The organism is Streptomyces sp. NBC_01335, assembly GCF_035953295.1.
Taxonomy (GTDB): Bacteria; Actinomycetota; Actinomycetes; order Streptomycetales; family Streptomycetaceae; genus Streptomyces.
The window spans coordinates 5,731,183-5,746,560 of sequence record NZ_CP108370.1 but is presented as its reverse complement, the minus strand read 5'-3'; the positions used below and the strand labels follow the sequence as shown (position 1 = coordinate 5,746,560).

At 72.6% G+C, this 15,378-nt stretch carries 8 protein-coding genes; 3 read left to right on the top strand and 5 right to left on the bottom strand.

Annotated elements, in window-relative coordinates; genetic code table 11:
* Positions 1–138: 138 nt before the first annotated feature.
* Positions 139–792, bottom strand: coding sequence for an SAM-dependent methyltransferase (locus OG599_RS24835; protein WP_327178186.1), 654 nt, complete (start codon positions 790–792; stop codon positions 139–141).
* A gap of 652 nt (positions 793–1,444) precedes the next feature.
* Between OG599_RS24835 and OG599_RS24830 the strand changes: the two genes are divergently transcribed.
* Positions 1,445–5,626, top strand: coding sequence for a carboxypeptidase regulatory-like domain-containing protein (locus tag OG599_RS24830; RefSeq protein WP_327178185.1), 4,182 nt, complete (start codon positions 1,445–1,447; stop codon positions 5,624–5,626).
* A gap of 66 nt (positions 5,627–5,692) precedes the next feature.
* Here OG599_RS24830 and OG599_RS24825 read toward each other — a convergent pair whose 3' ends face one another.
* Positions 5,693–6,457, bottom strand: a complete 765-nt coding sequence (locus OG599_RS24825) for a metallophosphoesterase (RefSeq protein WP_327178184.1) — start codon at positions 6,455–6,457, stop codon at positions 5,693–5,695.
* Between the two features lie 289 nt (positions 6,458–6,746).
* On the opposite strand from OG599_RS24825, the gene OG599_RS24820 reads away from it, so the two are divergent.
* Positions 6,747–7,343: a CGNR zinc finger domain-containing protein gene (locus tag OG599_RS24820; protein ID WP_327178183.1), complete on the top strand. Its 597-nt coding sequence runs from the start codon at positions 6,747–6,749 to the stop codon at positions 7,341–7,343.
* Between the two features lie 40 nt (positions 7,344–7,383).
* Here the strand turns inward: OG599_RS24820 and OG599_RS24815 are convergent, their stop codons facing one another.
* The 3 genes from OG599_RS24815 to OG599_RS24805 form a co-directional block, all read right to left on the bottom strand.
* On the bottom strand, positions 7,384–8,775 hold the full coding sequence (locus OG599_RS24815; protein ID WP_327178182.1) for a hypothetical protein: 1,392 nt from the start codon (positions 8,773–8,775) through the stop codon (positions 7,384–7,386).
* Positions 8,776–8,919: 144 nt separating this feature from the next.
* Positions 8,920–11,982, bottom strand: coding sequence for a glycoside hydrolase family 3 N-terminal domain-containing protein (locus OG599_RS24810; RefSeq protein WP_327178181.1), 3,063 nt, complete (start codon positions 11,980–11,982; stop codon positions 8,920–8,922).
* Positions 11,983–12,138: 156 nt separating this feature from the next.
* Entirely contained in the window at positions 12,139–13,113 is a 975-nt protein-coding gene (locus tag OG599_RS24805; protein ID WP_327178180.1) for a LacI family DNA-binding transcriptional regulator, read from the bottom strand.
* 380 nt (positions 13,114–13,493) lie between these two features.
* Between OG599_RS24805 and OG599_RS24800 the strand changes: the two genes are divergently transcribed.
* Complete coding sequence (locus OG599_RS24800) at positions 13,494–15,368, top strand: lectin (RefSeq protein ID WP_327178179.1); 1,875 nt, start codon at positions 13,494–13,496, stop codon at positions 15,366–15,368.
* The last annotated feature ends 10 nt before the right edge of the window (positions 15,369–15,378 follow it).

Genomic DNA, 15,378 nt, shown 5'->3' with positions numbered 1-15,378 from the left:
ACCGGGGAGGACCGGGGCGGGCGCTCGTGCGTGTACGGGCGATCCGGGGCAGCACCGGTACGCCCACGGCCGGTGCGGGCCCGCGCGCCCGGCCCACCCCGCCCCGGGTCGCCCGCCGCGGCCCACGCCCGCCCCGGGTCATCCCGTGCGGCGGACCTTGAGCGCGTTGTCCGTACGGGTGGTGGGGTTGCCGTCCGGGTCGTTCTGCACCCGCTCGTGCTCGTCGCTGAGCAGCACCTCCCACTCCCCCGGCGCCGGCTCCAGCTGGGCCAGCACCTCGTCGGGGGTCGGGAACCGCACGGCGGGGTCCGGGTTCTTCTCCCAGTGCGGGAAGCCCGCGTGGCCGACGACCAGCAGGATCCCGCCGGACGCGACGGCGACGGCCGCCCGCCGCAGGATGCGCTCCCTGGGCAGGTCCCCCATGGAATGCAGGAACTGCGCGGAGACCAGGTCGTACTCCCCTTCCGGGAAGGTCACCCCCAGGTCGTGCCACTGCCAGTCGATCCGGTCGGCGACTCCGGCGTCCGCCGCGTGGACGGCCGCCCGTCCGAGCGCCACCCGCGAGAGGTCGGTCGCGGTGACCTCCCAGCCCCGGCCTGCCAGCCAGACGGCGTCGGCGCCCTCACCGCAGCCGAGGTCCAGGGCGCGGCCCGGCTCCAGGTCCGCAACCTCGCGGACCAGCACGGTGTTGGGGTTCCCACTCCAGATCCGGTCGCTCCGGAGGTAGCGCTCGTCCCACAGCTCCGCGTCGGTACGCGGGGCGGCGGGGTCCGTGGTGCTGTCGCTGGTCATGCGGTCTCCTGTCGTCCGGGACGGCTCTCTTCGCCTCGTCACGGAGGAGAGGGTGCGCCCGCTCCTGGCGCCGGGACAAGCCCGCTTGCCGGAACGGCAAAACCCTTCCCGGCGGAAAAGAAAAGCCAGCGCCGACCGGCACCACCGCCACCACGGATTCGCTTTTACCCGGAATTCCCTTACGCAGATTCACGCCGCCCCCATGCCCCGTACACGAATCATTGCCCGAAAGTAATCGGCCGACCGGTTCCCCTGTCGGAAGGAAGCCTGGTCGGGGCCCGCCCCGCGTGATTCCCGAGCCGCCGACCGGTCGCCGAGTGGCTGGATCGGGCCCTCGCCGTGGCGACTTCCGGCCGACGCTGGACCGGCCCCGCCGGGCCACCAGGGGCGCGACTCCGCCATACAGGCAGGTCAGCCCTCTCCACAAGGAGGCCGATCGGGGCCCGCGATTCGACCGCGACGAGCGGTCGGGCGTCACATTCCTCTCGGTTCGATCGAGAATGAGCCGCTTCAACAGTGGAGGAATGTTCAGATTTAACAAAGGCGTCGTTGACATGAACCTTGTAAGTCACAGCTAATGGTTGACCGGCGAAAACAATTCGCCGTCGACCCGAAAAGCGTGCGGTCGACCCGTGCATCACATGGGAGACACGTGACTTTCACCGGAACACCCAGACCGGCTGCCAGACGGACCGTCGGACGGAGGAGACGTGCCTGGACCGGGCTGACCGCCCTGGTCGGCGCCTCGGCCCTCGTCGTCATGGGGCTCACCGCACCGGTGGCGAACGCGGCGGAACCCGCCCCCACCGGCCGGACCACCAAGGCGTCCGTCGAGGCCTCCTGCGCCGAACCAGGGGCCGGTGAGGTCCGCTGCTTCGCGCTGCGGCGCACCGACGTGGTCTCCGAGAAGGGCGTCCAGCCCAACGCCGCCACCCCGTCCGGCTGGGGTGCCACCGCTCTCCAGGACGCCTACGACCTGCCGGCCGGCGGCGGGGCGGGTCAGACGATCGCCATCGTCGACGCCTACGACGACCCGACCGCCGAGGAGGACCTCGCGGTCTACCGGGCGCAGTACGGGCTGCCCGCCTGCACCACGGACAACGGCTGCTTCAAGAAGATCGACCAGCGGGGCGGCACCGACTACCCGGAGCCCGACAGCGGCTGGGCCGGGGAGATCTCGCTCGACCTGGACATGGTCTCGGCAGCCGCGCCGAACGCGAGGATCCTCCTGGTGGAGGCCGACTCCGCCTCCTTCGAGGACATGGGCGACTCGGTCGACCAGGCGGTCGCGCAGGGCGCCAAGTACGTCTCCAACTCGTACGGCTCGAACTACTCCAGCGCCCCCGGCAGTGGTGAGGACCCCTCCGAGACCACCGACCTCGACGCCCACTACAACCACCCGGGCGTCGCCGTGGTCGCCTCCTCGGGCGACAGCGCGTACGGCGTCGCCTACCCCGCGGCCTCCCAGTACGTGACCTCCGTGGGCGGCACCGCACTGGCGCAGGACTCCTCCACCGACCGCGGCTGGTCCGAATCGGTCTGGTTCAACAGCCACGGCGGCCCGGGCTCGGGCTGCTCGGTCTACGAGGCCAAGCCCGCCTGGCAGGAGGGCCTCGCCACCGACTGCGACCAGCGCGCGGTCGCCGATGTCGCGGCGGTCGCCGACCCGCTGACCGGCGTCTCGGTCTACCAGACCTACGGCGGCGACGGCTGGTCCGTCTACGGCGGCACCAGCGCCTCCGCCCCGATCATCGCCGGTGTGTACGCCGCGGCCGGCACCCCGCCCACCGGTTCCTACCCGGCGGCCTACCCCTACGCGGCCGGCGGCAGCGGGCTGAACGACGTCGTCGACGGCGACAACGGCTCCTGCTCCCCGGCCCGGCTCTGCACCGCGGGCACGGGCTGGGACGGTCCGACCGGTCTCGGTACGCCCGCCGGCCTGCAAGCCTTCCGCAGCGGTCCGCACGGCGAGCTGACCGGCACCGTCACCAGCGGCGCCACCGGTGAACCGGTCGCGGGCGCGGAGATCAGCGCGGGTGACGCCCGGGCCGAGTCCGGGGCGGACGGCACCTACACGCTCACCCTGACGCCCGGCACCTACGACGTCGAGGTCGCCGCCTACGGCTTCACCACGGCCACCTCCGCCGGGATCGAGATCACCGACGGCTCCTCGGTGACCAAGAGCTTCGCACTCGCCCCGGTGCAGAGCCGGACGGTCTCCGGCAAGGTCACCGACGGTTCCGGACACGGCTGGCCGCTCTACGCGGCGATCGCCGTCGACGGAGTGCCGGGCGCGCCCGTCGAGACCGACCCCGCCACCGGTGCCTGGTCCGTCGACCTCCCGGCCGGCAGGAAGTACGCCCTGAAGGTCACCAGCAACTACCCGGGCTACCAGAGCGTCACCAGGATCGTCACGGTGGGCGACTCGGCGGTCTCCGCCAACGTGAGCCTTCCGGTGGACGCCTGGGCCGGCACCGCGGCCGGGTACACGGCGGCGGACGAGGGCACCACCGAACCGTTCGACTCGACCGCCTCGGCCCCCGAGGGCTGGACCGTCACCAACGCCGAAGGGACCACCGGCGGCTGGCAGTTCGACGACCCGGGCAAGCGGACCAACAGCACCGGCGGCAAGGGCGCCTTCGCCATCGTCGACAGCGACAAGGCGGGCAGCGGCAAGGTCCAGGACTCCGTGCTGACCAGCCCGTCGTACGACTTCACCGGCACGGACCTGCCCGAACTCGCCTACCGGACCAGCTACAAGACGTATTCCGGCCAGACCGCCAAGGTCGAGGTGAGCGCCGACGGCGGCACCACCTGGTCCGCGGTCTCCTCGCACACCACCGCGGTCACCGGTTCCAAGGTCACCGTCGCGCTGACCGACTACGCGGGCCAGTCCGACGTGCGGGTGCGGTTCCACTTCACCAGCAAGTTCGGCTGGTGGTGGCAGGTCGACGACGTGTTCGTCGGTTCCCGCAGCGTGTCGCCCGTCCCCGGCGGCCTGGTCGTCGGGCAGGTCGCCGACGCCAACACCGGTGACGGAATCACCGGCGGCACGCTCGCCGGCACGGGGGCCGGTGCCGTGAGCACGACCTCGGCCGCCACCCCGGACGACGCGGCGCTCGGCGACGGCTTCTACTGGGCCTTCGCGCCGGTCGGCAAGCAGACCCTGACCGCCGCGAAGTCCCAGTACACCGCCGCCGCCAAGGCGGTGACCTTCGCCGCGGACTCGGTGGTGTCGAAGAACTTCTCCCTCAAGGCCGGGCGCCTCAAGGTCACCCCCGCCGAGGTGACCGCCCCGGTCGCCTGGGGCGGTTCGGCGACGAAGACCGTCACGGTCAAGAACACCGGCGGCGCTCCCGCGTCCTTCGGACTCTCCGAGCAGAGCGGGGAGTTCACACCGGCCGCCGCGGGTGCGCCGCTGATCAGCAAGAAGGGGGACTACTCGCCGCTGTCCGCGAAGAGCCGGGCCGGCCGGTCCGGTGACGCCGCGGCCGCTCCGGCCGAGGCCGGCGACGCGTGGCAGACCGTCGCCGATCTGCCAGGCGCCATCGAGGACAACGCCGTCGCCGCCGACGGCGGCAAGCTGTACTCCGCGTTCGGCTACGACGGTGTCGACGACACCCGGTCGCTCTACGCGTACGAGGCGGAGACCGGCTGGACGAAGCTGGCCGACGCCGCCGACACCCGGGAGGCTCCGGCCCACGGCTTCATCGACGGGAAGCTGTACGCCGTCGGCGGCTGGGCGGCCGACGGGAGCACGGACGCCAAGCTGGAGATCTACGACCCCGCCTCCAACACCTGGACGACCGGCGCCCCCTCCCCCGATCCACTGGCGGGCTCGGGCTCCGCGGTCCTGGGCGGCAAGCTGTACTCGGTCGGCGGCTGCACCGACGTCTGCGGCTCCGGCTCGGTGACGGTCTACGACCCGTCGGACGACTCCTGGACCACCGCCGCGGACTACCCCGAGGATGTCGCCTGGGAGGCCTGCGGCGCCATCGGCCGACTGCTGTACTGCGCCGGCGGCACCAACGACTCCGGTGAGCTGAAGTCCGCGTACGCCTACGACCCGGCGGCCGACGCCTGGTCGGCCCTGCCGGACCTGCCGCAGCCCCTGTGGGCCTCCTCGTCCACCGCGGCCAACGGCCTGCTGCTGGCCTCGTCCGGCGTCAGCGACGGCGCCCTCACCAACGCGGGCTACGCCTACGACCCGGCCGCCGGGTCCTGGTCCGCCCTGCCCAACGCCGACGTCGCCACCTACCGGGGCGGCGGCGCCCCGGGCTTCTTCAAGGTCGGCGGCGCCGACGGCCCCTCCAGCCCGTCCACCGCGGTCGAGCTGCTCCCCGGCTACGACCAGACCGGCGGCTCGGACGTCAGCTGGCTGTCGCTGGGCTCCTCGGAGTTCACCCTCGCCCCGGGAGCGAGCGTCTCGGTCGCGGTGTCGGTGACGGCCTCGGCCGAGGAGATCACGCAGCCCGGTGACTTCACGGCCAGGATCGGCATCTCGGCCGACACCCCGTACGCCGTGCCGTCCGTCCCGGTCACCATGACGGTGGCGCCGCCCAGTACCTGGGGCAAGATCACCGGAACGGTGCTCGGCAAGTCGTCCACCGGTGTCACGGCGCCCCTGAAGGGCGCGACCGTCCAGGTCGACTCGTGGGCGTCCTCGTACACCCTGATCACGGACAAGGACGGCCACTACGCGCTCTGGCTGGACGCCCGGAACAACCCGCTCACCGTGATCGTGGCCAAGGACGGGTACGCCCCGACCGCGACCACCGTCAAGGTCGTCAAGAAGGGAACGGTGACCACGGACTTCACCCTGAAGAAGGCGTAGTCCGCGCCCCGGCCCCCGTTCCCGCCCGGTCGCAGGCGGGAACGGGGGCCGACGCGTACGCGGGCCTCACTCCGCGCCGCGCGGGGCCGGGAGCACGACGCGGTAGTGGGTGGTCAGGCGCCGGTCGTCGTCGAGGACGTGGAAGGCGAGGCCGGGCGGCTGCTCTCGGTCGGCCGCCTCGTCGCCCTCCCAGGGCATGCGCAGGGTCCAGGTGACGGCGGGCCCGACGATCAGCGGGAGGCCGGCGAAGGTCGAGGCGGCCGCCGTGTGGGCGTGGCCGGTGAGGACGGCGGCCACCCGCGGATGCCGGGCGAGCAGGGCGGCCAGCCGTCCGGGCTCCTGGAGCATGTAGCCGTCCGGCAGCGGATGGTGGAGCGCGACCGGCGGCTGGTGGAAGGCGATCAGCGCCGGGGTGCCCTCGGGCAGCGCGGTGAGCGTGGTGTCGATCCAGGCGAGGGTCTCGGCGTCGAGGCGCCCCTCGTCGCGCCCCGGGACGGTGGAGTCGCACATCAGGACGGCGGTGGCGGCGATCGTATGCACCGCGTTGACGGGGCCCTGGCCGGGCGCGGCCCCGAGCAGGGCCTTGCGGTAGGCGGTCCGTACGTCGTGGTTCCCGGGGCAGGTGAGTACGGGGAAGGGGGCGGCCAGGATGCGGGCCGCCTCCTCGTACTCGCTCTCCGTGCCGTGGTCGGCGATGTCGCCGGTGACCAGGAGGGCGTCGACCGGCCGGGGCAGGGCGCGCAGGTACTCCATGACGCGCGTGGCGCGCTCGGTCGCTCTCCCGCTGCCGTCCAGGTGCAGGTCGCTGATGTGCGCGAGCAGGGTCGTCATGCGTCGGCCTCCTCCATCGGCGGGTACGGCCCGCCGGTCCGTAGCGGTACGTACCGACTGATACCGGTCCGTACCGGGGCAGGGCAGGGCGGTGCGGCCCCGCTGCTCCGGCTCTCCGCGTCTCGGGTTCTAACGGAAGTTCTCGTTTTACCGTTAGGGACGTTAGCGTGGGCCCAGGGTGTGATCAAGTGGCCGACGTCGGCCGGCGCCGGTCGTCGCACGGGACACCCGCACGGAGAACAGCCCGGGGCGCAACCGCACCGAGCGGGCGGAGAAGAGGGGATCAGCTGTGGAGCGCTGGCTCGCACTGGAACTGGCGAGCACCATCCGCCACGACGGCGACGGCGGTGTCGCGGACGACCTGGCCACGGTCGAGGGCACGACCCGCTGGATCCACGGACAGCGCGAGCTGCTCACCGGCCTCGTCCCGGCGGGCGGGATCGAGGCGGACGAGGAGCTCAGACTCGCGGTGACCGGCCTGCGGCGCGCGGTCCGCGCGCTCTTCGCCCGGGTGGTCAGCCCCGCTCCGCCCAGTCCGGCGGACGCCCACCGGCTGATGCCCGTCGACGAGGCCCTGGCGCATCTCAACGCGGTGGCCGCCCGGGAGCCCGTCGCCCCGCAGCTGGACTGGCCGGCCGGCGGGGAACCCGCGAGCCGGCTCCTGTCGGACCAGCGCGATCCGCACCTGCGCCTGGTCGCGGCCCTGGCCCGCGCGGCCGTCGACTTCCTCAGCGGCCCGCACCGTGAGCACCTGCGCGCCTGCTCCGCGCCCCGGTGCGTGCGGTACTTCGTCAAGAGCCACGGGCGGCAGGAGTGGTGCAAGCCCTCGTGCGGGAACCGGGCCCGGGCGGCCCGCCACTACGAGCGGCGGCGTACGGCGGGCTGAGGGTTCGGTTCCGGCCGTGGACGGTCCTGGACCGGCCGGCTCAGAACCCGCCGCCTCCGTCGAAGCCGCCACCGCTGCCGAAGCCGCCGCCGTCCCCGAACCCGCCCCCGTCACCGAAGCCGGAGGAGTCGAAGTCGGAGCCGGAGACGTCGCCGCCCGACCAGTCGCCGCCGGAGCCGAAGTCCCCGCCGCCGTACTCGGCCGCGTACGCCGGGGTGGAGAGCATCGAGCCGAGCATCGTGCCGACCAGCAGGCCCGGGAGCAGCCCGCCGCCGAAGTAGCCGCCGGCCCAGGGGCCGTAGGCGGGTCCTGCCTCCCAGTACGGGCGCCGGTTGCCGTCGCCCACGTCCACGGTGCGGCTCATCGGGTCCTCGCCGTCCTCCAGCCGGGCCCGGTCGGCGGCGCAGACGGGGACCTCGCGGGAGGCGGCGCCGGCCGGGCGCCAGCGGACGTCGGCGACGGAGGGGCCGTGGCGGGGGTCGAAGAAGCACGGGGGCCTGCGGTCGGGCGGGGCGGACCCGGTGCGGCGGGCCTCCAGCACGGCGAGGGAGTAGCGGCCGTCCTCCAGGGCCTGGGTGACGGGGCGGACGTCGGCGGGGCGTTCGGCCTTCTCCATGCGGGATTTGGCGCTCTCGTACGAGTCGAGCGCGTGCTCGTAGTCGGCGCGCATCGCCTCGTTCGCGCCCGGCTCGCCGGGGTGGAAGTCGAGCCGTTCGAGGGTTTCGCCGTAGGCGGTGATGTCTTCGTCGACGACGACCCTGAGCTTGTCGAGCGCGGCGCGCTCCTCGGCGCGTACCCGGCGGCGGTTGCGGCGCATGATCGCGTAGGCGCCCGCGCCGCCCGCGACGGCGACTCCGGCGAGGACGAGCAGCCCGGTGCCGGCGGAGCCGGGGCCGGCGGAGCCGTTCCCGTCGGACCAGGACGCCGGGGCGGTGCCCTTGGCCTGTTCGAGTGCGCCGTCCACGAAGGCGTCGAGCTGGGCGTCGGTGGCGGTGTCGGCGGCCGGGGCCTTCACCGACGCGGTGAGGTTGTCGACCGCGCGGACCGGCATGACCTGCGGGTCGGCGCCCGCGTCGAATCCGTCGCCGAGGCGGACGGCGTACACCCCGGTGATGCCGGTGTCGTTGCGGAGCGTGGCCAGCAGGCCGTCCTCGGGGAAGGCGGAGCTGTCCGGCAGGACGGCGACGAACACCGGCTTGTCGGCCTCGGTGATCCGGTCCTCCAGGGCCTTCTCCTGCCCGGTGGAGAGCTGGTCGCGGGCGCCCGGGTCCACGTAGACGGGGTCCTCGCGCAGCGCCTGGGCCGCGTCCTCGATCGTCGCGGTCGGGGCGCGTCCGGGGGACGCCGACGCGGCGGGGACGAGAGCCAGCAGCAGGGTCGAGAGGACCAGCAGCAAACCGGCCAGAAATGCGAACATCTGCCTTTTCCGCATACTTCACGCTACTCCGGACGACCCGGCTCGCGCGTTCTCCCGAGCGCGAGCGGACGCCCGGACGCCCGGACGCAGGGACGCACGGGTGTGCCCGGGCGCGGACGCTCCGCCCGGGCACACCCTCGTACGCTCGCTACCGCCGGGTCACGCGGCCCGGTAGGCCGCCCGCAGCTTGGCCACCGCGCCGGTGAGGTCACCGGTGAGCAGCAGGTGGTCGGCCTCGGCGAACGGCTTGGAGACCGCCGCCGTCAGCTTTCCGCCGGTCTTCTGCTGGACCAGCAGCCGGGCCTGGTCCACGATCGCCTTGCCCGCCGCGGTCTTGCCGAGGTGGGCCTTCTCCGCGATCCCGGCCGCCACCGCGAGGGCGGTCAGGGTGACCTCGCCGCCCGCGGGGGCCTTCTTCAGGGTGGTGAGGCCCCAGCCGAAGGGGAACTGCGGGTCGTAGGTGGCGTCGCCCACGTTGATGGGCAGCTGGGCCTCGGACTTCGGCCAGGTGACGGGCAGCTGGCCGGTGAAGGAGCGCTTGCCGTAGAGCACGTCGGCCACGCCGTCGCCCTCGGTGCCCGGGAGCCAGGAGGCGACCAGGGCGTCGATGTCGCCGAGGCGGTCGCCGACGAGCTGGGGGCGGCCGGAGACGACCAGGACGGCGCACTTCATCGCGGCGCAGACCTTGTCGACCGCGGCCTTGTCGGCGGCGGTGAGCTCCAGGTCGTTGCCGTTGCCGACGTCGCCGATGCCTTCGGCGTACGGGGTCTCGCCGACGACGACCACACCCACGTCGTAGCCGTCGGTGGCGGCGGAGGCGTCCTGGGAGTACGTGACGCTCGCGGAGTCCTTCCGCATGCCCTGCAGGATGGTGGTGCCCTCGGTGATGGCACCGGAGGAGCCCTGCCAGCTGACGGTCCAGCCGCCGGCCTGGTTGCCGATGTCGTCGGCGTTGGAGCCGGCGACGTAGACCTTCTGGTCCGCCTTCAGCGGGAGGACCGCGCCGTCGTTCTTCAGCAGCACCTGGGACTTGGCGGCGGCCTCACGGGCCACCGCGCGGTGGGCGGCGGAGCCGATGTCGTCGATGTTCGAGGTGTCGGCGTACGGCTTCTCGAAAAGGCCCAGCTTGAACTTCTGGGTCAGGACGCGGGAGACCGCGTCGTCGATCCGGGCCTGGCTGATGCGGCCCGCGGCGACCTCGCTCTTGAGCGTGGTGGTGAAGTCCTGGTACGCGGTCGGCACCATGATCATGTCGAGGCCGGCGTTGACCGAGGTGCGGACGTCGTCGGCGTAGTCACCGGGGAGCTGGTCGATGGCCTGCCAGTCGCTGATGACGAAGCCCTCGAAGCCCATCCGGTCCTTGAGGACGCCGTTGATCATCTCGGCGTTGCCGTGCATCTTCACCGGGCCCTGGTCGTCGCCCAGGATGTCCAGCGAGGAGTACGACGGCATGACGGTGCCGATGCCGCGGTCCACCGCCTCCTGGAACGGTGCGAGGTGCACCGCCTCCAGCTCGTCGCGGGTGACCTTGGTGACGCCCTGGTCGATCGTGTACGAGCCGGTGGTGGAGGAGCCGAACTCGGTGCCGCCGTCGCCGACGTAGTGCTTCGCGGTGGCGAGCACCTTGTCGTCGCGGTCCAGGTCCTTGCCGGACGCGGCGCCCTGCATGCCCTGGATCACGGTCTCCATGGACTCGACGAGCGCCGGGTCCTCGCCGTAGGACTCGTAGGACCGGCCCCAGCGCTCGTCACGGGTGACGCAGACGCAGGGGGCGAAGTCCCACGGGACGCCGGTCGCGCGGACCTCGCTCGCGGTGACCGCGCCGGTCTTCTCGGCGGTCTGCGGGTCGCGGGAGGCGCCGATGCCGATGTTGTGCGGCATGATCGTCGACCCGACGACGTTGTTGTGGCCGTGCACCGCGTCCACGCCGTAGATCAGCGGGATCTGGAAGCGGGTCGCCTGGGCGCGCAGCTGGAACGAGTCGATCATCCGCGCCCACGCCTCGGGGGTGTTGGGCGTGGGGACCGAGCCGCCGCCGGAGAGCAGCGAGCCGAGGTCGTACGAGGCGATGTCGCCTGGGCTGCGCAGGGCGTTGCGCTCGGCCTGCGTCATCTGGCCGGCCTTCTCGGCGGGCGAGAGCCTCGCGAGCAGGTCGGCGACGCGCTGCTTCACCGGGAGCTCGGCGTTCTGGTACGGGAGCCCGTGGGCGTTGATGACGACCTGCGGGGTCTCCGTCGGGGCCTTGGCGCCGGTGACGGTGAGGGCGAGCGGGACGGTCCGGGCCTCGGACGCCTTCTTCGCCTTCCTGGTGGTCACCGTGACGGTGTGGGTGGCGCCGGACGCGGTGCCCGCGGGGAAGGTGTAGGTACCGCTGACCGGGGTGTAGTCGGTGCCGGCCACCGCGGTGCCGCCCTGCGTGGTGTACGCGACGGTGACGGGCTCCTCGATGGGCTGTCCGCCGGTGGTGGAGAGGGTGAGGCCGATGCGCGCGGAGCCGCCGTCGTCCACCGGGTGCACGGTGGCGTCGGTGGCGATGCCGGCGGTCAGCGCCGGGTCGGCCTTGCCGTAGAGCTCCATGCCGTCGATGGCGAAGGAGCCGGGGGCGCCGGGCGGCAGGGTGAGGGCGTAGCCCCACATGCGGTCCAGGCCGAGGATGTGGTCGATGCCGCCGACGGGCTGGTAGTCGCCGCGGTAGACGAAGTCCGCGAACGGGACCTCGACCTGGTGCCAGCCTTCCCAGTCGTCGGTGAAGGACATGGTCCACAGCTCGGAGGCGCCGCCGTTGGCGCCGCCGTCCTTGATCTCGAAGCTGATCTTCTTGCCGGAACCGGGCGGCAGGGGCGCCTTGTTCTGCCCGTACCACCAGAAGCGGATGCCCTTGTGGGCGCTCCAGTTCTGCGGGGTCCGGTCGACGGCGAACTCGTGGCTCAGCCCGCCGTAGCTGCTGATGTCGTAGGTGCCTTCGAGGACCTTGGAGCCCTCGGGGGCGTCGGCGCGCTCGGTGAAGGCGATCTTCGGCTGGTCGTCGGCGTCCCCGCCCCAGGTGAAGATCGAGTCGGCGGGGGGGTTGCTGAGGGGGACCTCGCCCTCGAACCGGTCGACGAGCACGGGTGCGGGGTCGTCGGCCGCCGCGGGGACGGCGGCCGTGATCAGCCCGGCGAGAACCGTGACGGCGGCGAGGAGGGCGCGTGCCGATCCTCTTCGGTGACGGGTGGCTGGCATGGGCGGCTCTTCTCTCGGCTCGGCTGCGCGGGGTCCGGCAGCAGTGCGGGCGGGGCGCGGGGGGTGCGGCGGGAGGACCGTGGGGCCGGGGCCCGTGGGGGTGGGTGGGTCCCGGAGCGGGCGGCCGTCCGAAGCCGCGGCTGCGCCGGGAGGGGGTCAGGGCGCCGAGCGGCGCACCACGAGTTCGGTGGGGAGCACGGCCGGTTCGTCCGGGGCGGGTGTGCCCCCGAGGTGGGCGAGGAGCATCCGGGCCGCCGTCTCCCCCATCGCCCGGGTGGGCTGGCGGACGGTGGTCAGCGGGGGCGCGGTGTGCGCGGCCATCGGGATGTCGTCGAAGCCGATGACGGCGACGTCGTCCGGGACCCGGCGGCCGGCGGCGTGGAGCGCTCTCAGGGCGCCGGTGGCGCTGACGTCGTTGTGCGCGAAGACGGAGTCGAACCGCGTGCCGGAGGCGAGGAGCCCGGCCATGACGCGTTCGCCGCCGCGTTCGGTGAAGTCGCCCTGGGCGACGAGGGTGTCCGGCAGCACGGAGCGGAATCCGTCGAGCCGTTCGCGTACGCAGCCGAAGTGCGCGGGCCCGCTGAGGACCACCGGGCGGGTGCGCCCGCCGGCCCGCAGGTGGCGGGCGGCGCTCGCGCCTCCCTCATGGTTGGTGGTCACGACGGAGGGGAACTCGGGGTGGTGGCCCCGGTCGTCGATGAGCACGATCGGCAGGCCGCTGCGGTGGAGTGCGGTGAGGTGGCCGAGGGTGTTCTCCGGCTCCACGACCACGAGGCCGTCGAAGGCGCGGGCGGAGACCTGGGTGGTGAAGCGGCGGACGGAGTCGGCGCCCCGGTTGCAGGTGAAGAGCAGCAGGCCGTACTCGGCCGCCTCGACGGTGTCGACGACGCCCTGGAGGACCTCGCCCATCCAGGACCAGGTCAGCGAGGGCACCAGCATCCCGACGGTGCGGCTGCTGCCCCGGGCCAGGCCGACCGCTCCGGAGCTGGGGACGTAGCCGAGGTGTGCGATCACTTCACGAACGCGGGAGGCGGTGGAACGGTCCACGTCCGCCTTGGTGTTGAGCACCCGGGAGACGGTGGCCTTGCTGACTCCGGCGGCACGGGCCACATCGGCGATGGTGACGCGCAACGGGGCCTCCCTGGCACGGCGGAACACGGAACTCAGCGGCCCGACCGGTGCTTTTCGGCCCCGGAAGGGCTGTTTTCGGCATGTGCCTGACATACGGCAGGCACCGGGCGGCCCACGGGGACCGCCACCGTGCGGTACCGGTCCCGGAACCGGTACCGGCGTCGCGGCTGGAGTTAACCCCGCCGGAACAGAGCCGTCAATACTTCACACCGAGATTGGTCCACGCCCATCAGGCAGGCAGGAGAGGCCAGTTGCGCCTTCACTTCTTGTACGTACGCGCCCTCTTGACGCGGGCCTGTGGGGGCAGTTCACTCACGCCTCGATCGACGGCAGCACCCCACCTCTGTGCCGAAGAAGGGCATTCCCCCATGATCCGATTGATGCGATCGAACCGGACCGCCGCCGTGCTGGCGGCGACCGCGCTCGCCGCGACCGGCCTCACCGGGCTCGCCGCGCCCGCCGCCCAGGCGGCCGGCGAGAGCGTCTCCATCGTCCTGACCACCACCGACGACTCCGGCGGCCGCCATGTCACCCGCGGCCTCCAGGCCCAGACCCCGGTCGCCTTCGGGTCCGGCAGCGGGAGCGCGGGCACCGTGGTGACGGTCGACGAGAACACCCGGTACCAGACGTTCACCGGCGGCGGCGCGTCCTTCACCGACACGGCGGCCTGGCTGATGAAGAGCAGCGGGGCGCTGAGTGACGCGACCCGGGACGCCACGATGAAGAAGCTCTTCTCCCCCACCGAGGGCATCGGCCTCTCCTTCGTCCGCAACCCGATGGGCGGTTCGGACCTGGCGCGGACGGGATACACCTACGACGACGTGCCCGCCGGGCAGACCGACCCCACGCTGGCGAAGTTCTCGGTGGCCCACGACCTCGCGGACGTCCTGCCGCTGACCAAGCAGGCGAAGCAGCTCAATCCGGCCCTCACCACGATGGCCTCGCCCTGGACCGCCCCGGCGTGGATGAAGGACAGCGGCCAGCTCAACGGCGGCTGGCTGAAGGCCGAGGACTACGGCGCGTACGCCGACTACTTCGTGAAGTACCTCCAGGCGTACCAGGCCCAGGGCGTGCCGGTCCAGTACGTCACCGCGCAGAACGAGCCGACCTGCTGCTCGGGCTACCCCTCGATGAGCTGGAACGGCTCGGGGCTCGCCTACTTCACCAAGAGCGAGCTGCTCCCGAAGCTCCAGGCGGCCGGGCTCTCCACCAAGGTGCTGGCGCACGACTGGAACTGGGACACCTACGACGCCTACGCCGCGCCGACCGTGGACGACGCGGCCGTGCGCAACCACCCCAACTTCGGCGGGGTCGCCTGGCACGGCTACGGCGGCGACATCGCCAAGCAGACGGCGGTGCACGACCAGTACCCCACGATGGACGCCTTCCAGACCGAGCACTCGGGCGGCACCTGGATCGCGGATCAGCAGAAGGAGGACATGCTCAACATCATCGACTACACCCGCAACTGGGCGAAGTCGGTCACCAAGTGGTCCCTCGCGGTGGACCAGAACCGGGGCCCGCACAACGGCGGTTGCGGCACCTGCGACGGGCTGATCACGGTCCACAACGGTGACAGCAGGAGCGGGCAGGTGGACTACAACATCGAGTACTACACGATGGGCCACCTGACGAAGTTCGTCCGCCCGGGCGCCTCCCGGATCGCCTCCACCGCCAGCTCCACCGTCCCCAACGTCGCGTGGCGCAACACGGACGGCTCCAAGGCGCTGATCGCCTACAACGGCGGCTCCTCGGCCCAGCAGCTCACCGTCAACTGGGGCGGCTCGACGTTCGGTTACTCGCTTCCCGCCCGCACCTCGGCCACCTTCACCTGGTCCGGCACCCAGTCCGGCACCGGCGGTACGACCGGCACCTCCGGGGCGTTCACCGGCACCGGCGGCAAGTGCCTGGACGCGGCGAACGGCAGCGCGGCGGACGGCACGGCGGTCCAGCTCTACGACTGCAACGGCTCGGCCGCGCAGCGCTGGACGGTCCAGTCCGACGGCACGATCCGGACGCTGGGCGCCTGCCTGGACGTGACCTCGGCGTCGACGGCGGACGGCGCGAAGGTCCAGCTCTACACCTGCAACGGCACGGGTGCCCAGCGGTGGACGTACAACGCGAGCACCGGGGACGTCGTGAACACGGCGGCGAACAAGTGCCTGGACGTCACGGACGCCTCGACGGCCAACGGAGCGCGCGCCCAGATCTGGAGCTGCACCGGGGCCGCCAACCAGAAGTGGCGGCTCCAGTAGTTCCGCGGTG

Excerpts from the sequence above, each read along its gene's own strand:
- OG599_RS24835 (WP_327178186.1), bottom strand. The coding sequence starts at position 792 with ATGACCAGCGACAGCACCACGGACCCCGCCGCCCCGCGTACCGACGCG.
- OG599_RS24825 (WP_327178184.1), bottom strand. The coding sequence starts at position 6,457 with ATGACGACCCTGCTCGCGCACATCAGCGACCTGCACCTGGACGGCAGC.
- OG599_RS24815 (WP_327178182.1), bottom strand. The coding sequence starts at position 8,775 with ATGCGGAAAAGGCAGATGTTCGCATTTCTGGCCGGTTTGCTGCTGGTC.
- OG599_RS24810 (WP_327178181.1), bottom strand. The coding sequence starts at position 11,982 with ATGCCAGCCACCCGTCACCGAAGAGGATCGGCACGCGCCCTCCTCGCC.
- OG599_RS24800 (WP_327178179.1), top strand. The coding sequence starts at position 13,494 with ATGCGATCGAACCGGACCGCCGCCGTGCTGGCGGCGACCGCGCTCGCC.